Origin of the sequence: Lysinibacillus sphaericus, from assembly GCF_000600105.1 — a bacterium.
Classification (GTDB): domain Bacteria; phylum Bacillota; class Bacilli; order Bacillales_A; family Planococcaceae; genus Lysinibacillus; species Lysinibacillus sphaericus.
Genome location: NZ_CP006837.1, coordinates 797,526 through 817,881, shown reverse-complemented (window position 1 = coordinate 817,881; position 20,356 = coordinate 797,526). Strand labels below are relative to the sequence as shown.

14 protein-coding genes and 1 pseudogene are annotated in these 20,356 nt (G+C 36.4%); 3 read left to right on the top strand and 12 right to left on the bottom strand.

From position 1 onward, the window contains the following. Positions 1-40 precede the first annotated feature (40 nt). Together T479_RS03715 and T479_RS03710 are read right to left on the bottom strand one after the other, a co-directional pair. On the bottom strand, positions 41-487 hold the full coding sequence (locus T479_RS03715) for a MarR family winged helix-turn-helix transcriptional regulator (protein WP_024362265.1): 447 nt from the start codon (positions 485-487) through the stop codon (positions 41-43). Positions 488-609: 122 nt separating this feature from the next. Beyond that, the gene (locus tag T479_RS03710; RefSeq protein WP_227665411.1) at positions 610-1,977 is read right to left on the bottom strand and encodes a PAS domain-containing sensor histidine kinase; all 1,368 of its coding nucleotides are present in this window, start codon (positions 1,975-1,977) and stop codon (positions 610-612) included. A gap of 310 nt (positions 1,978-2,287) precedes the next feature. Between T479_RS03710 and T479_RS03705 the strand changes: the two genes are divergently transcribed. Beyond that, the gene (locus tag T479_RS03705; protein ID WP_025218701.1) at positions 2,288-4,027 is read left to right on the top strand and encodes a B12-binding domain-containing radical SAM protein; all 1,740 of its coding nucleotides are present in this window, start codon (positions 2,288-2,290) and stop codon (positions 4,025-4,027) included. Between the two features lie 519 nt (positions 4,028-4,546). On the opposite strand, the gene T479_RS23645 is transcribed toward T479_RS03705, so the two are convergent. After that, the gene (locus T479_RS23645) at positions 4,547-4,705 is read right to left on the bottom strand and encodes a hypothetical protein (RefSeq protein WP_158497863.1); all 159 of its coding nucleotides are present in this window, start codon (positions 4,703-4,705) and stop codon (positions 4,547-4,549) included. A gap of 255 nt (positions 4,706-4,960) precedes the next feature. Here T479_RS23645 and T479_RS03700 point away from each other — a divergent pair, with 255 nt between their 5' ends. Then, positions 4,961-5,473 carry a DUF3231 family protein gene (locus tag T479_RS03700; protein ID WP_024362268.1) on the top strand — a complete coding sequence of 171 codons (513 nt, stop codon included), beginning with the start codon at positions 4,961-4,963 and terminating at the stop codon, positions 5,471-5,473. 138 nt (positions 5,474-5,611) lie between these two features. On the opposite strand, the gene T479_RS23895 is transcribed toward T479_RS03700, so the two are convergent. The 8 genes and pseudogenes from T479_RS23895 to T479_RS03665 all read right to left on the bottom strand — a co-directional run bounded on the left by T479_RS23895 (position 5,612) and on the right by T479_RS03665 (position 16,858). Continuing rightward, complete coding sequence (locus tag T479_RS23895) at positions 5,612-5,779, bottom strand: hypothetical protein (RefSeq protein WP_167331263.1); 168 nt, start codon at positions 5,777-5,779, stop codon at positions 5,612-5,614. Between the two features lie 230 nt (positions 5,780-6,009). Continuing rightward, a complete protein-coding gene (locus tag T479_RS23890; protein ID WP_162832712.1) occupies positions 6,010-6,165 on the bottom strand; it encodes a hypothetical protein in 156 nt (51 codons plus the stop codon). Between the two features lie 239 nt (positions 6,166-6,404). Beyond that, positions 6,405-7,760, bottom strand: coding sequence for a TrkH family potassium uptake protein (locus T479_RS03690; RefSeq protein WP_024362269.1), 1,356 nt, complete (start codon positions 7,758-7,760; stop codon positions 6,405-6,407). A 256-nt stretch (positions 7,761-8,016) separates the two neighbouring features. Beyond that, entirely contained in the window at positions 8,017-8,781 is a 765-nt protein-coding gene (locus tag T479_RS03685; protein WP_024362270.1) for a MeeY/MeeF family manganese export membrane protein, read from the bottom strand. A gap of 335 nt (positions 8,782-9,116) precedes the next feature. Continuing rightward, on the bottom strand, positions 9,117-10,202 hold the full coding sequence (locus T479_RS03680; RefSeq protein ID WP_024362271.1) for an SDR family oxidoreductase: 1,086 nt from the start codon (positions 10,200-10,202) through the stop codon (positions 9,117-9,119). A 20-nt stretch (positions 10,203-10,222) separates the two neighbouring features. After that, positions 10,223-13,276: an efflux RND transporter permease subunit gene (locus T479_RS03675; protein WP_024362272.1), complete on the bottom strand. Its 3,054-nt coding sequence runs from the start codon at positions 13,274-13,276 to the stop codon at positions 10,223-10,225. A gap of 358 nt (positions 13,277-13,634) precedes the next feature. Then, the gene (locus T479_RS03670; protein ID WP_024362273.1) at positions 13,635-15,212 is read right to left on the bottom strand and encodes a peptide chain release factor 3; all 1,578 of its coding nucleotides are present in this window, start codon (positions 15,210-15,212) and stop codon (positions 13,635-13,637) included. A 180-nt stretch (positions 15,213-15,392) separates the two neighbouring features. Next, positions 15,393-16,858: pseudogene (locus T479_RS03665) on the bottom strand (UDP-N-acetylmuramoyl-L-alanyl-D-glutamate--2,6-diaminopimelate ligase). Between the two features lie 278 nt (positions 16,859-17,136). Between T479_RS03665 and T479_RS03660 the strand changes: the two are divergent. Next, positions 17,137-18,714, top strand: coding sequence for a two-component system sensor histidine kinase NtrB (locus T479_RS03660; RefSeq protein WP_193768764.1), 1,578 nt, complete (start codon positions 17,137-17,139; stop codon positions 18,712-18,714). A gap of 42 nt (positions 18,715-18,756) precedes the next feature. Here the strand turns inward: T479_RS03660 and T479_RS03655 are convergent, their stop codons facing one another. After that, entirely contained in the window at positions 18,757-20,145 is a 1,389-nt protein-coding gene (locus tag T479_RS03655; RefSeq protein WP_024362276.1) for an aldehyde dehydrogenase, read from the bottom strand. Between the last annotated feature and the right edge of the window lie 211 nt (positions 20,146-20,356).

The following is a 20,356-nucleotide window of genomic DNA, read 5'->3' as shown; positions in this document are numbered from 1 at the left end:
AAAAAAAAGTCGCCTCAAAATCTATTTGAGACAACTCTTTTTAATAAGACAAATCTTTAATGGATAGCCCTAATTTTTTTAATAAGCCAATCGCTACATCCTTTTCCTCGACGGATAATGCACTCATCAATTCATGTAAATGTTGTTCGTGCTTTGGAAATAACTCGCCCATAAACGCCTCACCTTCAGCTGTAATTTCCGCATAGGTAACGCGACGATCTGATGGACAGGAAACCCGTAAAAGATAACCTCTTTTTTCAAGCTTATCAATTACATACGTAATAGACCCACTGGCAAGTAATATTTTATTACCGATTTGCTGCAATGGTTGTCTCCCTTTATGATACAGGAGCTCTAAAACTGCAAATTCAGTAGGATTCAAGCCATTTTCTTGAAAAAAATGGTTTGTCATCTCATTAATTGCTTTATGGGCACGGGATAATACAATATATAATTTTAAAGTTTGCTTTAAATCTTCTGACGTCATAGCCTAGTCCTCACAATTCGCTCTTTATCAATTTCATTATAGCGACTTTTGAAAAGCATTGTCAAAAGCATTCAATAACAGCACACTATGCTAAATAAAATTAGCAAGTTTTTCTCTCTATTTTAGGTAACTAAATAAGCAGAATCCTTCACAGAAACATCTAAAGTATCCAACTGATTGAATGTGTACACTGGAAACTGCATATGGAAGCATGTCCCTTTCTGTACTTCACTTTGAACACCAATTACACCTTCATGCTCTTCGATTACCTTTTTCACGAAAGCAAGGCCCAGTCCTGTCCCTGTTGATTTCGTCGTGTAAAAAGGTTGGAATAGATTTTGGATTGTATTATTATCCATTCCACTGCCTTCATCTTTTATCATTAATTCGACAATCGTACAGTCTGTCACATTCATTTCTACCGTAATTGTGCCGCCTTTATTCATTGCTTCCATAGCGTTTTTAATAAGATTTATAAATACTTGCTTTAAACGATTTTCATTGCCGCCGATATATACTTCTGTCACTGACGGTATATATTGAATCATAATTTTTTTCATTAATGCATCCGGCAACATAAATTCGATTACCTGTCTTACAATATGATCTAAGTTGATTAACTCTACCTTCATACTTGTTGGCTTAGACAATACTAATAGTTCCGATAAAATTTGCTCCATACGCTGTAACTCACTATCTATGACAGATAAATACATACGTGACTCTTCATCTGCATTCAGCTTTAATAGTTCTGTAAACCCTTTTAAAGAAGTAAGTGGATTACGAATCTCATGTGCGATACTAGCTGCCATTTGACCTACCACATTTAGTGCTTCCTGATGCTCTACTTTATGTTGTAGTTGCTTCTTCTCAGTTTCATCATTAATGACAGTGACGATAATATTATTATACTCATCGAAAACACTTGAGATTTCGTAGTAGCAAGTTCTACTTACTTGCGTCTCGTCCACAACATGAATATTGGCATGTTTGTCACCCATCAATTTCGAAAGATAGGTTGTAATTTGTCCATCCTTCATTGTAAATGAATCAAATATATGTTGATGTGCTTTATGGAGTAGTTGTGATTTTTCTATTTTTAAATACATTTCGGCATATTTATTTAAACCAAGAATAATCCCACTTGCATCACTCACAATAACAGCATAAGGTAAATGATCATATGCACTGAAGGATTGAGATTGTTCCTGCTCCTTGCTAACATACAATTTAAGCGCTCTGTCATTATTGATCGTTGATAGTTGTGCGACAATTTCTTCAGTGTTCGGATCATAGAAACATTTAAAGACCATCTTTTCAAATTCATTGTTGTTTGTTTGAATATTAAATATTTCTTCAGATCTTAACTCACATTGTAGTTCTTTGACAAACTTAGCCCATTTTATATTTGAGGACTCGTCCATTGTAATATAGCCAATATACGTTAAATTAAGATTAAAAAGTTTAATAGCTGCCTCATTACAATTCAAAATTTTTCCTGCTTTATTGAGAATAAGTGTTGGTGACGAAGTACTTTTCATAAGATTTCCAAAACATTGATTTATATCATTTTGCTTCAACTTTCTCACCGAACCTTTCAAAAGAGTAAAAAACCTCTCATTCGAATTTTGAGCCTTTACTATACTTTATGACTGTACGATTCTATTATTACAAAATTTAGTAAATTTAAGTATTTAAAATTATTTCACGAACCGTTCACAAAATAAATAGGTAAAAAGGATTATATTGTTTGTCAGCTACTTGACTGTTACAATTAGAAAGTGAAAGGAAGATTAATGCATGAATACTATTTTAACTACATTAAACGCAAAGTATATCCACACTAATTTGGCATTGCGTTATTTAAAATGTGCTGCTTTACCTGAATACAATCCAACCATTGCAGAATACACAATTAAAGACCCCGCTTTTAATATTGTATCAGATTTATTTCAAAAAAACCCTGATATTGTAGGATTTAGTTGCTATATTTGGAATATTGAAGAAACTATTCACGTTATTAAAATGTTAAAAACAGTTTGTCCTAATGTTAAAATTTTGCTCGGTGGGCCTGAAGTATCTTACGATGTCCATCATTGGTTAAGAAGAGTTGAAGAGATTGATTTTATTGTTATGGGCGAAGGAGAAACATCCTTTAAACAGCTACTACGCCATTTGCATGGCGAAATTCCATTAGAAGATGTTCCTGGAATTTGTTACTTAGAAGACGGAAAAGTTCGAATTCATGCGCAAGCACCTAAAATTGACTTACGTGAATTACCAAGTCCATTCCGTTTTGAAGAGGATCTTCCACATCTAGGAAAGCGAATTCAATATATTGAGACGAGCAGAGGCTGTCCTTTTAGCTGTCAATTTTGCTTATCTTCTATTGAAGTAGGCGTGCGCTATTTCAATAGAGAAAGTATAAAGGAAGATATTCGATATCTTATGAATAATGGTGCCCGCACTATTAAATTTGTCGATCGTACATTCAATATTAGCCGTAGCTACGCAATGGAAATGTTCCAATTTTTAATCGATGAACATAAGCCAGGTGTTGTTTTCCAGTTTGAAATTACTGCTGATATAATGCGTCCTGAGGTCATTCAATTTTTAAATGACAACGCACCTAAAGGGCTTTTCCGCTTTGAAATAGGTGTCCAATCTACCAATGATTTAACAAACACGCTTGTACAACGCCGTCAAAACTTTGAAAAACTTAAACGAACAGTAACAATGGTCAAAGATGGCGGTAAGATTGATCAACATTTAGATTTAATTGCCGGTTTGCCAGAAGAAGACTATGCTAGCTTCCGTCAAACCTTTAATGATGTTTTCGCAATGCGACCAGAGGAATTACAACTTGGCTTCTTAAAGCTATTGCGCGGCACTGGTCTTCGTTTGGAAGCTGAAAAATTCGGTTACACTTATGTAGATTTAGCTCCATATGAAATCTTTTCGAATAATGCTTTAACCTTTGATGATATCGTTCGTATTAAACATGCAGAAGATGTTCTCGAAAAATATTGGAACGATCATCGTATGGATTACACCATTGAATACCTAGTTACAGAAGTATTCGAGACACCATTTGATTTCTTCCAAAACTTCGGCACTTATTGGGAAACAAAAGGCTGGTCCCGTATCGGACATCAGTTAGAAGATCTATTCCGTCGTTTACTGGAATTTTTAGAAACAGTGGAAGGTGCTAATTTACAAATTATTCAAAGCTTAATGCAACTAGATTATTTAAAAGCACAACAATTCCAGCCACGTAAATTATGGTGGAATGAGCGGCCAACAGAAGTACAACAAAAAGCACTATACACAGCTCTACGGGAAAATCCGATAATTGCTGGTGAAGAATTTGCTAAGTTTAATTTAACAGAGAAAGAATTATTCAAGCATACACTTATTATCCCGCATTACTTGGACTATCAAAATTTCTCGAATGGCAAAATTGTACAAAAAAATGGTTATCTTTTAACTTACTTCCGTCACGGACAAGCACCTTATTTTGCAACAATCCCTACTGTTTAATAAAAAAACGCTATTCTCTAAAGTGAATAGCGTTTTTTCTATTAGTACCTTATAAAATTGCATTTTCCAGCTCACAACATTCTTTTTTTTTACTAAATAAATAATATATTACAGTTTACTAAAACTAATTAATGGTGTTAGTACAGCTTTCTTAATGAAACCTCCAAAAAGTAGGTCTTTAAACCTTAATTAAATAAAATAAAACTTAGAAATAATACCTATTTAGAAAATTTAAAATTAGGAAACACTTTAATAAATTTTCTAAATTTTTGGACATTTTTTCGTCACAATTACCATTTAAGTGTAAATTACTTAATTTGACTTTGAAAGAAGCAACAAAAGCTATTAGAAATAACCTAAAACACTTTTGCAAACGACCAACGTCTATGCTGTCTTTCGGTTATATATTAAATACTAAATACAATATAATAGAAGAAAGTCAACTTTAAGAAATCTTTTAGCATAAAACTCTAAAAAGTCCAAGCTTGCTTGCTTATAGAATTCATAGCTTTTTAAGTATTATAAAGTACGCTTCACTACTGAAATTAGCAATCCTAAAGCTTCACTATCTGTCATTCTGCTTACTCGATCACTATGGTCTACTTTCGTTATGCCACGTTTATGTGTCTCTTTTAAGAGTTCCTTTAAATCCTGCTTTGCTGTGCTTGTAAGTGTCATGTTTATTTCTCCTTTTATCCCTTTTTCATTACTGGGTTCATTGTTGCTTCTATGCATTTCAAAATATTCTAATGCCCCTCAAATACGTTGTAGACAATTTCTTTTTGACCACTCCTAAAGTGTTTTACCCATTACGTGTCCTATTCAAACTGTAGTTTTACAATGACAGTTTCGTTTGTTTCTTATGAATTAATTTTTATCATTTCACGCATACTACCTCTGTTTCAAAAAACAATGAAAAGAGGATATTCAACTATGGGAATACTTAGTGGCAATCCAAAAGATGAGCCGTTACATTATGGTGAGGTTTTTAGCGTTTGGACGAATTTAGCGGCTGATTACGGCTTAATTGCAGGCTATCAAACATTTTACAATCACACAGGAGATGAAGATCTTCGCAAAATTATTGAAGATATTATCCAAGTATTACGAGACGAAGTAAAACAGTTAGAAAAAATATTGAAAACAAACGGTGTTGGGTTACCCCCTGCTCCACCTGAGCGACCTGTTGCAAGATTAGAGGATATCCCTCCTGGTGCGAGAGTAAATGATCCTGAAATTAGTGCAGCGTTATCAGCGGATTTAGCTGCTGGCTTAGTTGCTTGTAGTCAAGCAATGGGCATGTCAACTAGAGAAGACATTGCCATGATGTACGGACAATTCCATATGAGTAAAGCCCAACTAGGTGCTAAACTGTTACGTTTAAACAAAAATAAAGGATGGCTTGTTCCACCGCCACTACATGTTAACTATCCAGAAAAAGATTAAAATTTAATCTGCATTAGCCATTTGGGGATGGGACAAAAGAGAAAAAGTGTTAGATTGACACCAATCAATCTAACACTTTTTGCTTTGTTATGCTCCTTGAATGGACACTGCTCGTGACCACTGTAAGCCTCTTTTTCATTATTTTTGTTTCTTATTTTTTCCTTGTTGGTCTTTTGCTTTATTCGCATTGTTCACTTGTTCACTTGTGCGTTCATTTTCTTCTCGTACATCTAAATCGTCAGGACTTAAATCTGTCGCAAACTCTTCTTGCTTTAAATCCTTTATATCCTTTTTACCCTTTGTCACTGATATCACCTCCGCTTTATAAAGTATCCAAGTTGCCAACATTTATACTATTGGCTTGTTCCTAAAAGATTAATGCCAAACAAAAAAGAAGTGAATCAACCATTCACCCCTTTCCAAATGCTTCTATATGAAAACTGCTAGATGTTACCCAAATACGTCTGCCAGTTTATATTTAGTCGTTCAATGACTATTGAAGTTACTTTTAAATTAGAGCCACAGTTTTTTTATGTCTATTCTTTACAAAAATCTACAAATTTTTTTGCCTGTATTAAGGACATATCTGTTTGTTCTCTCACAAACTTCACCGCTTTAATTTCACCGACCGACTTTATTTTCTCTTTTACTAAGGCAATCAGTTCCTCATTATAGATTTTAGTATAATCCATTTTTCCGACCTCCTCTAATCGTTAATACCTTATACGACTACTTTAACCTTTTAGTTTCAAATGTATATTAAGACAACAAAAAGACTTTTAAAAATAAGGAAAATCAATTGTAAGGTTTCGAACGAAATGCACTCAAAAAATTCGAAGATTACCTCGAAAATTGACCATCAGGGGACAAAAGGGGGGCAAATCAAAAATCTGCCCCCACTAAACCTCTATATATCAATACTTTAAGATGTTTACCCAATAATTACTCGTTCCTTTGGATAGTGGTATTTAGATTTTTTCCCTCTACCTCCACCACCTACTGAATACAAGAATGATATTAAGCCCACTCGCCCTATAAACATTAAGATAATAATGATGATTTTACCAACTACTGATAAGTCTGACGTAATCCCTAGAGACATACCACATGTTCCGAACGCAGATGTTATTTCAAAAATAATTTGTATAAGTGTCGCGTGCGGTTCCGTAATCAGTAATATAATTGTAGCGATTAACACCATAAAACAAGCCAATAGGATAACGACAAATGAGCGGAAGACATCTATTAAATGGATTTCCCTTCCAAAAATTTGAATATCCTCTTTTCCGCGTGCAAACATTATTAAAAATAATATGGCAATAGCGAAAGTGGTCGTTCTTATCCCGCCACCTACAGAGCTTGGGGATGAACCAATAAACATTAAAAAACTCATGAAAATATCGGTTGCTTCACTAAAGGATGTTACATCATATGTTGTAAGTCCCGCTGAACGCGTAGATATGGAATGGAACATAGCTGAAAAGATTGCCTCATGCCAAACCATCCCTTTAAAGGAGTGAAATGACTCAAGTAGTAAAATAACGAGAGCTCCAACTATAAATAAAATTGCATAAGTAGTCGTCGTTATTTTGGTAAAAAGACTAAAGCGGAAATTGGCATGTCGATTAAGCAAAAATGATTTTACTTCAATCAGCACTGGGAAGCCAATTGCTCCAAGTACAATTAATACCATTGTTATGAGCTGCACAAAATAATCATTATGGAATGGCAATAAACTCATCCCAGTAATATCAAAGCCACCATTCGTAGTGGCAGAAACAGCAGCAAAAACACCATGTATAAGAGCTTCTTCAAATGTATCAAAATAATTCATAAAATGAGCCGTTAAAATAATAGCCCCTGCCAATTCAATGCCAATTAAGATTTTCAATATTTCTCGTATTAACTGGACAACACCCGATAGATTATATTGATTATGATCAATCATAATCAACTGCCGTTCGCGCATACCGATTTTTTTGCCGACAAGCAACCAAACAAAGGTACCTAGCGACATAATACCGATAGCCCCGAGCTGTAAAATCACAAGTACCATAACCAGTCCAAATGTTGTATAGGTCTCGGAAATATTGAAAGTTGTTAAACCAGTCACACTAACAGCACTGACTGCTGTAAATAAACTATCTAAAAAGGACACTTCCACACCCGCTCGATGGACACCAGGGAGTCGTAACAATAGGAAGGAAATTGCTATTGCTATGAAATAATAAGACACAAGTGCCTGAAACGGTGTGATTTGTCTATTCGATGATTTTTTCCAAGGCACCCCATCAACTCCTTCCACTTATGATGCCAAACTTGATAGATATTAGTATAGAAAAAATCGGTTAAAAAAGAAAGGGGTTGTAAATCGTATCAAATACGAAGTAATAAAAAGTGTTTTTGATATAAAGCAAAAATCCGCATAGACTTTCACAAAAAGCAAGCGCACTGACCCTGCTAATGTAGCGAGCGATGTGGCTCGTGCGTTGCCCGCAGAAAGAATGCGGATTAAATCGTTCCATTATAAAATTGTCCGGCGATTATTTTGCTTGTTTTTTATTACGAACACCTACTAAATAACCGACAAATGCAATCGCAATTAATACAACCCAGAAAGTTAATTCCCAGCCTGTTGAATGTGGAAATTCTTCAGGTAAAATACCCACTTTTTCATGAGCTAACGTTAATACAACAAGTTTTACCCCTACCCAGCCAACAATTAAAAACGCTGCTGTTTCAAGTGAAGGATAGTCGTTTAAAATTTTTACAAACCATTGCGCTGCAAAACGCATCATAATAACACCGATAAAGCCACCTAACAACATAATAATGAATTGTCCGCCATTAATGCCGCCAATATCAAAATTACCTAAGTGTGGAAGCGTTACGGCAATTGCAACCGCAGCAAGCATTGAATCGATTGCAAATGCTATATCTGCAAGTTCCACTTTTAAAACAGTCATCCAGAAGCCTGATCCTTTTTTTACAGTAGCATCATCATTTTCTTCTTCCTCATCTTTGCCTTTTCGCAAATCATAAATATTTTTGGCTGACATAAACAATAAGTAAGCTGCCCCAATAGCTTGAATTTGCCAGTAATTAACTAATACTGTAATAACAAAGAGCGCAGAGAATCGGAATATTAGTGCACCAAATAATCCGTAAAAAAGTGCCTTCTTTTGTAGGTCATGCGGTAAGTGTTTCACCATAACAGCCATTACTACTGCATTATCTGCTGCTAGTAATCCTTCTAATACAACTAGTACGATTAATACCCAGCCGTATTGTAATAATATTGCTTCCATTCTCTGTTCCTCCTTTAAACTCTGTATACCCAAAATAGCGAGTATTTACTAGTCAAATGAAAAAGAAAAGACCCCTGCCTAAAAAGAAGGCAAAGGTCTTGCTAAGCAAATTTAATTGGTTACTTCTTACAAACCAGCTATCGGTTATTGCACTTTTTGCAAAGTAACACCATTTGCTATCACATCCGATGGCATTATGCCACGTCATGACGAATGTGAAACCAGATGCATCGCTCGCATCTGCTAGCTACTCCCCTTTAACAAAATGTCTAAGGACATTTCTTTTGTTCATTTATTATATCACTATCATTTAATACTGACAAAGAAATCCATTATTATTTAATTTGAATATGATAGTTTTCATCTTCTTTATGTGCTAGATAAAAATCCACCATCTTTGGCATCGTTTGTATAAAATCAGGGCATGCTATATTCCCTTTTTGTAATATAGCAATTGCTTCTGTTGTATCAAAGGTTGCATGCCATGTTAAGTAATCTAAAGTTTCTTGCTCGACCCCTAACTTTTTGCGAATAAACGGCACTTGTAACGATTTTTTGGCTAGTGCTAAAGGAAAACGTCCTTTTGGATAATGATTTGTCAATAATTTCACCATTGTACGGTATACCTCTTGTACAGGATGAGGATTTGGGTCTGTTAAATGTAATGTTTTCCCTTCAGCACTTTTCTCATCCACTAAAAAAGTGGAGGCATTGATAATATAATCGACGGGCACAACATTAATAGCTGAGCTAGACATTCCTATATAAGGTATAATCGGCAACCATTTTAATTTATCAACCATATTCAAAAAGAAATAGGGCCCATCAAATTTAATTGTTTCCCCTGTCACGGAATGCCCTCGCACAATCCCTGGTCGGATAATCGTGATAGGTACCTCTGACTTTAAATCTTCCACACGATGCTCTGCTTCATATTTCGTTTCCTCATAGTAGTTTTTAAATGCCTTCGGGCGAATCAATTCATTTTCACGTAATACGCCTTCTCGTGTTCCAGCAACATACGCAGTACTAAAATACATATAACGCTTAAGATGGGGCAATGTTCGAACAAAATCATTGACCATCGCAGTTCCATGTACATTGACCTTCCAAGCAATATCTCGTGGAACGGCTAAATCATAAATCGCTGCTAGATGCCAAAACACTTCAATTTGAGGCACGATTTCCTGTATTAATTGATTGGCTAATCCTAAATTGGGTAGAGTGATGTCTCCCTCAACAATCTGTATTTCACATTGAGGATAGTCTACTTCAATTTTGCTCTTTTCAATCATCGCTTTTGGATATTGCCCCGCTAAAACAATGGCGATAACCTTTTGTGTTTTATTTTCTTGAAATAATTCTCGAATTAATTGACTTGAAATAAACCCTGGAAACCCCGTAAAAAAATGAACACCCATCTCCCATTTCCTCCCCGTATCTAAGGCAATTTTCTAGTTTCTTTATCCATTAAGCTATACACAGCTGGCACAATATATAATGTCAGCAAAGTCGATGTAATCAGACCACCTATTACAGCGATACCCATCGGCTGATTCATCTCGGTACCTTCGCCAATACCAAGCGCTAGTGGTAGCAATCCTAATATCGTTGTTAATGCTGTCATTAAAATCGGGCGAAGTCGGTCTTGTGTAGCAAGTAAAATGGCATCATACGCCTGCATGCCCTGCTGCTTTTGCTGATTAATATAATCGACAAGCACAATACCATTATTCACAACAATGCCAACAAGTACTAATATGCCGATAACAGATGTCACACCAAGCAGTGTTTTCGTCGCAAACATTGCCATCGCAACACCTATAATCATAAGTGGTACCGTAAACATAATAACGAAAGGATATTTAAACGACTCAAACTGCGCCGCCATCACAATGTAGACTAGCACTATGGCGAGAGCAACTGCTAAAAGCATGTCATCAATTGCACTATCATATAACTCTCGATCCCCACTAAACACAACTTGCGTTTCAGCAGGCAAATTCGCTTTTTCAAGTGCGTGATCGACCTTTTTAGAAATGCCCCCTAATGACTCCTTGGCTTTATAATCAACGAAAAATGCAACTGCTGCAGCTTGATCGGAACGTCTAATGGATACTGGTCCTTCTTGTATAGATACGTTAGCAATTTCATCAAGCTTAACAAATAGTCCTGCTGGTGAACGTAGCTTCATTGCCTTTAAAGCGTCCATACTTTCGTTAAACGCCTGTCCAAAACCGGTATACACCGATAACACCGTTCCACCATCATCAATCATCTGCGTCGTCAACTGCCCTTTTGTCATTTGATTGACCGTTTGGGCTATTTGAGCCGGTACAAAACCATAATCCTTCGCTTTTTCGCGATCCACCTCTATCTGAATCTCTTGTATCGTTTCGTCTAAATCAGTCAAAACATTTGTGACTGCATCTATACGACTTAGTTCGTGCTGTACTTTCTCAACTGATGCATATAAACGTTGTTCATTTGAATCTGTTAGTCGGAACGTCAATGTATTTGGAGCTGAACCAGATGATGTAGAAACATTAAATGTAATTTCTGCTTGCTCCCCTAACTCATTATTTAGTTCCCTTTCCACTTCTTCTACAAACTCAAAAATGGAGCGCTTGCGATCTGCAAGTGGTACTAGCTTGACATAAATTTCTGCTTGATTTGCACTTGTTTGTCCACGGGATTGAGACTGTTGAGTACCCCCGATTAGGCTAACATAAACATCGACATCTTGTTCTTCTTTTAAACGACTTTCAATGGCTGCGACTACCTTTTCTGTTTTTGTTATAGCAGCCCCTTGGTCAAGATTTACACTAATAGAAGCAAAACCTTCATCTGTTGCAGGTAAAAATTCTGTCCCTATTTTCGATAAGCCAAAGAGCGATAAGCCAAAGAGCACGATTGCCGATAAAATGACCAACAAGCGATGCTGCAATACCCAAACTATAGACGCATTGTAGCGCTTATAAAACGAAGATGTCTTGCGAATTTCATTGATATTATGATCTTTCATTTTTAACAAACGACTTGCCAGCATAGGTACAACGGTTAATGCCACTGACAATGAGGCAATTAAACTAAAGGAAATGGTAAGTGCAAATTCCGTAAATATTTGCCCAATTAAGCCTTCAATAAACATGACTGGAATAAACACAGCAATCGTTGTTAATGTAGATGCTGTTATAGCTAGTGCTACTTCCTTTGTTCCTTGTTTTGCTGCTTCGATTGGTTCCTTGCCAAGCCCTAAATGCCGTTCAATATTCTCTATTACTACGATGGCATTGTCGACAAGCATCCCAATACCTAATGCTAATGCACCTAAGGTCATGATGTTGAGTGTAAAATCAGCAAAATACATTAGCACAAATGTGACAATGACCGAGTACGGAATGGCAATCCCAATAATAATTGGGCTTTTCACACCACGTAAAAAGACAAATAACACAAGCATAGCGAATAAGCCACCTAGCAGTAATGAAGAACCGATATTACTTATTGCTAAATCTACATAATTGCCTTGATCGACTAGTATGTCTGCTGTTACACCTTTGTATTGCTCCTTCGCTAGTAAATCATTTAAAGCTTGTTGAAAGGCTTTAGATACTTCAGCAGTATTAGCACCAGATTCTTGCAAAACGGACATTAACACAGCCGGATGATTATTAGCACGCGTTTCTGTTATTGCTTTTTGCTCTGTGCGCTCGACCGTCGCTACATCTCCCACCGTTAATGTTTGACCATCTATTGGATTGACGGATACGATTAAATCTGCAATATCTTGTGGTGTAGTTAACGTACTAATAATCCTAGTCGTCAACATTTTGTCATCTGCAGTTAAAACTGGCTCTCCAGGAAGTGAGACATTATTCGATTGAATTATTTGGATAATATCTGCTTGGGTTAAGCCCTTTGCTATTAGTTTTGATTCATCCAATGTTACTTGTACTTCTTCTACCAATTTGCCAGAAACATTGACACTCGCAACCCCTTCTGTACGACGAAGCTCTTTTTCCAGTGATTCTGCTAATACTCGTACATCCACTTGGTCATTTTCTGCGCGTAAGGAAAGTTGAATAATTGGAAACTGTGACGGGTCAAATTTCAAAAAATTTGGCTTTTGTGCATCGTTTGGTAAAGGTGTCATATCTATACGTTGCAAAATATCCAATTGAACATCCTCAATATTCGTCGTCCAATTAAACTCTAGCACAATTAAATTTGAACCTTCCTGCGAAGTAGATTGTAGTTTTTTTATGCCTGGCAAGGTGGCCAATGCCGCCTCTAAAGGTTTTGTTACCTTTTCATTTACTTCCGTTGAACTCGCCCCAGGATAGGACGTCACCACGACACCAATAGGGGGATTTAATTCAGGAATTAACGTGATCGGGATTTTTAACAACGATACGCCACCTAAAATAATAACGAGTAGCATTGTAACAAGCGTAAAAACAGGTCTTTTAATTGAAAAGTTGCTAATGTTCATGTGTTTATACTCCTTTTCTTTCTCTTCTTTCCTATGATAGCCGAAAAGGGAGTTTTTTTATAAAGTTTTACATTATATTGAAACAATTTCATTTTTGTCATTGCAACATTGCGCTACAGGTGGCGCTTTCCGCGGGCAAGCACCGAGCCGCTTCCTTCGCTGCGCTCAGTCCAGGGTCTCGGTTTGCTTGCTTTTCCCGCAGGAGTCGCCACCTTTCGCTCCATTGAATTAGTTATTTCGCCACAACCAATGTCAAGGCAGCACCTATTATTTCTTTATATTGTATATATTCTACACCAATCTCTTATTTTCCTTGTAAAAAAACACGAATCGATCATCTGTCGATTCGTGTTTCTTTTTATAGCAGGCTATATAATTTGATGTTTTCGTTTTTATCTGCGAACCAGCGCATTGCAAACTCATTTTCGAATAGGAAAACAAGATTGTCAAAGCGGTCTTTTACAAGCATTGAACGACTTGAAGACATTGACTCTTTAACATCTTCTTCATTTTCAATCCAACGTGCCATTTTCGAACCAATTGGCTCCATTCTCACTTCAACATTGTATTCATTTTTCATGCGGTGTTCAAATACTTCAAATTGTAATTGACCAACTGCACCTAGAATCACTTCTTCTGTATGAAGTGTTTTGTAATATTGAATGGCTCCTTCTTGCACTAATTGCAATATCCCTTTATGGAATTGCTTAGATTTCATGACGTTTTTCGCTGTCACACGAACAAACAACTCAGGCGTGAACTGCGGCAATTTTTCAAATTGGAATGTTTTCTTACCGCCGACGACTGTATCACCAATTTGATATGTCCCTGTATCATATAAACCAATAATATCTCCAGCTACCGCTACATCCACTGTTTCACGGTCGTCAGCAAGAAACTGTGTAGACTGTGTCACTTTAAAAGATTTACCTGTACGAGATAATGTCATATTCATACCACGCTCAAATTTACCCGATACGATACGCACAAAGGCAATACGGTCACGGTGTGCAGGATTCATATTCGCTTGAATTTTAAAAATAAAGCCTGAAAACTCTGGATGCTCCACTGGATCGATATACTGCTCATCTTCTGTAATACGAGGTTGAGGAGTTGGAGCAAATTGTAAATAAGTTTCAAGGAATGTCTGTACCCCAAAGTTTGTTAAAGCCGAACCAAAGAACACGGGTGTTAATTCGCCACGACGGATTTTTTCCTCTGAATAAGCATTTCCTGCTTCATTAAGAAGCATAATGTCATCCATCGCTTGTGAGTAATAAGACGTTACTTTCATCGGATGGTCAATTGCTAACTCGCCATTTTCATCGATTGGTAAGAAACGCTCCTCCTCTTCTGTACGGAATTGCTCAATACGTTTGTTATAACGGTCATAAATACCAAGGAACTCTTTCCCCATACCAATTGGCCAGTTCATAGGGTACGCATGAATACCAAGTACCTCTTCAAGCTCTTCAATTAGCTCTAATGGCTCTTTCCCTTGACGGTCCAGTTTGTTAATAAATGTAAATATAGGAATGCCACGCATTTTACAAACTTTAAATAGTTTTAACGTCTGCGCCTCAATACCTTTAGCGGCATCTACAACCATGACAGCACTATCTACTGCCATTAATGTACGATACGTATCTTCTGAGAAATCTTGGTGCCCTGGTGTGTCCAAAATATTGATGCGGGAACCACTATAGTCAAACTGCATAACAGAAGATGTTACCGAAATCCCACGTTGCTTTTCGATTTCCATCCAGTCTGATGTGGCAAATTTCCCTGTTTTCTTGCCTTTTACCGTACCAGCGTCACGAATTGCACCGCCAAAAAGTAAAAGCTTTTCCGTTATCGTCGTTTTCCCAGCATCCGGGTGACTGATAATGGCGAACGTACGTCGTGCTAATATATCTTTTTCTAAATTTGAAGTCATCTCTTCATTCTCCTTTTTTCATACCTACTAATAATAAAAGAAGTCTTGCCTTTCGTACAACCTTTTTACATGAATTCCCCAAAAAGAAAACCTTTTAGTCACAGCTAAAAGGTTTTCCATAAATGAGTCGTATAAAAATTAGCATAATGTTGTCGCACTGAGCTAAGTTCCATTGTAAATTTATACAAATTTCAATTGTCCAGCCTTAATCGCAATTTCAGCATCACTATGTGGATATTTCGTATTTTCGATAATTTGATAATCTTCATGGCCTTTACCAGCAAAAATAATCATATCCCCAGGTTCAGCTACTTCTATTGCATGTCGTACTGCTTCTGCTCTGTCTCCGATACATGCATAATTTTTATGCAACATTCCTTTTGCAAGATCACCTGTAATACTATCGTAATCCTCATAACGTGGATCATCTGTCGTTAAAATCACATAATCTGCTGCTGATGCCTTTTCAGCCATTGCAGGGCGTTTTGATTTATCGCGATTACCACCTGTACCAACTAAGAAAATAAGCTTACCTTTTTTATAAGGTGTAGCTGCTGCAATAGCCTTTTCAATCGCATCCGGTGTGTGTGCATAATCCACAAAAATTTGTACAGGTAAATCAGAGCATACTTTTTCCATACGTCCTTTAACTGGCGGTAGTTGCTCTATTTGTTCAATAATCGTATCCATTGAATAGCCTCTGCCATAAAAAGCAACCATCGCAGCAAGAACATTGTAAATATTGAACTCACCTAATAAATGCATTTTAACAGGGAATATCCCTTCAGGCATAATGACATCAAATGAAGTCATGTAATCATGATATTCACAGTTCACGGCACGAAAATCTGCTGTCTCATTGTTTAATCCGTATGTCCATACTGGGAATGGCGTCATTGCAGCATAGCGTTCTGACCAAGCATCATCAGCATTGAGCACCACGAATTTATTTTTTCTAAATCTTGTCCAAGTTGAGAGAATAATAAGCCTTTTGCATTCCCATATTCCTCCATCGTACCATGGAAATCAAGATGATCATGTGTAAGATTTGTAAAAATAGCAACATCATAATCGACACCTGCCAAACGGCCCAGTGCTAATCCATGTGATGATACCTCCATTGTCATTAAACGACAGCCTTCCATTTTCGCACGAAAAATCATTTGTTGTGTCGATAATGCATCGCTCGTAGTATTTGCAGATTCATATAAAATACCATTTAAATTAAAGCCTATAGTACCTGATAGTGCAGATTTCTCGCCCATGCCGTGCATAATATTTTGAATAATACCTGTTACAGATGTTTTACCATTTGTCCCTGTTACACCAATCATTGTCATATCCTTTGAAGGATAGTCAAAAAACTTAGCAGCCAACAAACCGACTGCACGATCTGTATCCTTCACAATAACTTGTGCAATTGCGTCTGCTAATGGTAGTTCACGTTCCGTAACAACAATTGTTGCACCACCCTCAACAGCTTTTTGTGCATAATTATGGCCATCTACTGTGTAACCTTTAATACAAACAAACATGCTGTTCGGCTGCACACTTCGAGAATCAATCACAATATCCGTCACTTGGTCTGGTAACACGCCAATTATTTTTTTCAAAGGTAATGCACTTAACAATTCCTCTGCATACATTTCATAGTCCTCCAATCAATCTCAACACTCATTCATTATTTCTTGTTTTTTCGACAAAAAATAACAATATGAATACCCCCACTAATCTAATGAATTTATTTTACTACTTATTCGCCTAGAAATGAAATGCCTCCTGTAACGTTTTTTAAATGAAAACGCTATCATTCATAAAATCAAGCTGAATTTTCCCTATCTTATCAAAAATCGGCATTTATCGACAACAATGAATCATGTATTATGAGAATATCCTAAAAATTGAGGTGCTAAATTTGCAACAAATGGAATTATTACGTATGCGTAATGAAATTGTCTTGCTATTTTATGTGACAGCGATTTTTGCCTATGGCGTGCTCATTATGCTAAATATTTATAGTAGCCTCGAGGTACTAATTGGTATAATGCTCCTTTTGCTTTTACCGTTATTAGCCGGAAAAGTTTTTAACATTAAACCAGTAGCAATGCAGTGGGTAATCATTATATCAGGGAATATGGCTATTCTATATCCTAATATCATTAGCTTTTCCTTACCTAATTTTATTTCCTTTATTTTCTTTATATTATTAATGACGATTTATCAATCGATAAAACTAAATACCCTTATTAGTATTATTTCTTTACTGGAAATTATAGCACTATCTTTTTATCACCGTATTTCTACTGATTCCATTGGGCATTTTCAGTATATTGAAACCTTTGTTTTCGTTATAGTGTTACTTACAATTATCGGCTGGATTCAATCGCGACATTTACAACACTTTTGGTATCGACTCAATGAAATAAACTCTCAAAAAAAACAAGAGTTGCTGTCTCAAGAAGCCTATTTGCATTTATTTTTTCAGCATGCAAATGATTGCATCGCGGTTTTTAGTTTAGATAATCGTATTATCGATGTAAACCCTGCCTTTGAAGAAGTATACGGTTGGACAAGAGCCGAATGTGTTGGCAAAACCATCCCACTCGTTCCTCCAGAAAATGTTTTAGAGGCGGAACAACGCTATGCAAGTTTATTAGAAGGAAAAAGCTTTAAGCTGATAGAAACACAGGATATGCGAAAAGATGGTACGGTTTTTGATGTAGAAATTTCACTTTCACCTATTTATGATCGTACAAACAAAATGATTGCGGTCTCTGCTATTTCACGTGATATATCTTATAAAAAGGTCAATGAACAACTTTTACTACAATCCGAAAAGCTAAAACTGGCAGGTGAGATTGCTGCTGGCGTGGCACATGAAATCCGCAATCCAATGGCCGTTATCTCTGGTTTTGTGCAAATGATGAGTACGGAAAAAGACTCCACTTGTTACGCGTATACGGAAATCATTCAATCTGAAATCGAGCGGATTAACTTAATTATTGGTGAATTTTTAGTGTTGTCAAAACCTCATGTCGAACAATTAAAAGTTGTATCAATTGATGAAGTCATCAATAACATTAGCCAATTGTTTCACCTTGAATTTCAAAAACATAACATCACTTTTTCAATGCATATCGTTAGTGATAATAATCGAATACTGGCTAATGAAAATCAGCTGAAACAAGTATTCATCAATATTATTAAAAATGCCATTGAAGCGATTGAGGCACATACAGCAAATGGAGAAATTATTATTTACATTGCCAAAGATGCTGAAGGGTTGAATATGGTGACAATTACAGATAATGGAGTTGGGATGTCAGAGGCATTGATTAAACGTGTATATGAGCCCTTTTATACTACCAAATCCACAGGGACTGGGCTTGGTATGCTCATTACAAACAAGATTATTCAAGAACATGGTGGAACCATTGCAATTGAAAGCAAAATTAACTGTGGAACAACGATTAAAATAAAACTGCCACAAGCAGAAAACTAAAAAGTAGGAGGTGTCTAAAGTCGATAGACACCTCCTACTTTTTTACTTCATGATCGTACGAATAAGCTTAACCTTTTGTTTATATGGCGGAAAAAGAACATTCGTTTCGAGCTTTGATGATTTTTTTAATATTGATTTTGGATGTGTAAAATTTTCAAAACTTGCCTTGCCATGATATGCATTCACCCCCGAAGGACCAACTCCTCCAAATGGCAAATGCTGATTTCCTACATGAGTTACCGTATCATTTATACAGCCTCCTCCAAATGGCAATTCTTCTAAAAAGTATTGAATCGCTTTTTCATGTTCCGAGAAAAAATATGCCGCTAAAGGCTTAGGAAGTTGACGAATTTGATGAATAGCAAGACGCAAATCATCATATACCATAACAGGTAAAATCGGTCCAAAAAGCTCATCTTGCATTGACGGACTTGACCACTTTACATATTCAATAATGGTTGGCTCAATATATAAGTCATCACGGTCTGTTCGACCACCATATGTAATTGTGTCTCGTTCCTCTACTAAAATTTGTTGAAGTCGATCAAATTGTCTTAAATTCACAATGCGACCGTAATCAGGGCTTTTGAGTGCATTTTTTCCATAGAAAGAACGAATCGTATCCTTGAACAACTTCATAAATCGGTCATAAACGTCTTTATGGACAAGTAAATAGTCTGGCGCTACACAGGTTTGACCAGTATTTGTGAATTTCCCCCATGCTATACGTTTAGCAGCCACTTCCAAATTAGCCGTTTGGTCAACAATTGCTGGGCTTTTGCCCCCAAGTTCAAGCGCAATCGGCGTTAATCGTTCAGCTGCGGCTTTTGCCACTACTTTACCGACAGCTACACTACCAGTAAAGAATATATAGTCAAATGAAGCGTGAATCAGTGCATTCACTTCGTCTTTCTCTCCTTCTACAACACGAATATAGGAAGGTTCGAATGTTTCTTCAATTATTTTCTTTACAATATTGGCGGTATGCACAGACGTTTCCGATGGTTTTACAATAGCCGTATTGCCGCCAATAATTGCGCCAATGAGCGGCTCTATAACTAGCTGAAATGGGTAATTAAAAGGTCCGATAATTAATGTGACACCATACGGCTCTCGAACAATAAAACTTTTTCCCATTTGAAGTTGAATCGGTGTTTTAACTGTTTCAGGCTTCATCCATTCTTCCAGATTTTTCACCATATAAGAAATACTTTCAAGGACAATACCTATTTCTGTTGCATATGCCTCAAACTCGCTTTTTCTTAAGTCTAAATACAACGCATTCAAAATTTCCTTTTCATACTTTAAAATAGATTTTTTTAGTTTCAATAATTGTTGTTTGCGAAACTTTACATCTTTTGTAGCGCGAGAAAAATAAAATTGGCGCTGCTCTGTAATCATATTTTCAACATCTTGTGGCGTAAAATTCATAAAAAAACACCCCTTTTTTTAAAATGCGATACATAGTTCTGTCTTTTTTGAAACAAACTATCTTTGACTATACGATACAACATTTAAGGTCAAAAATCCTCTTTCTGAAATAGGTGGTGCTGTAAAAAAAACAGAAATAGTAACTAAGGATGCCATGTTTTATTTTGAGAATCTCGGGAAATATACAATTACATATTAAACATCGAAACGG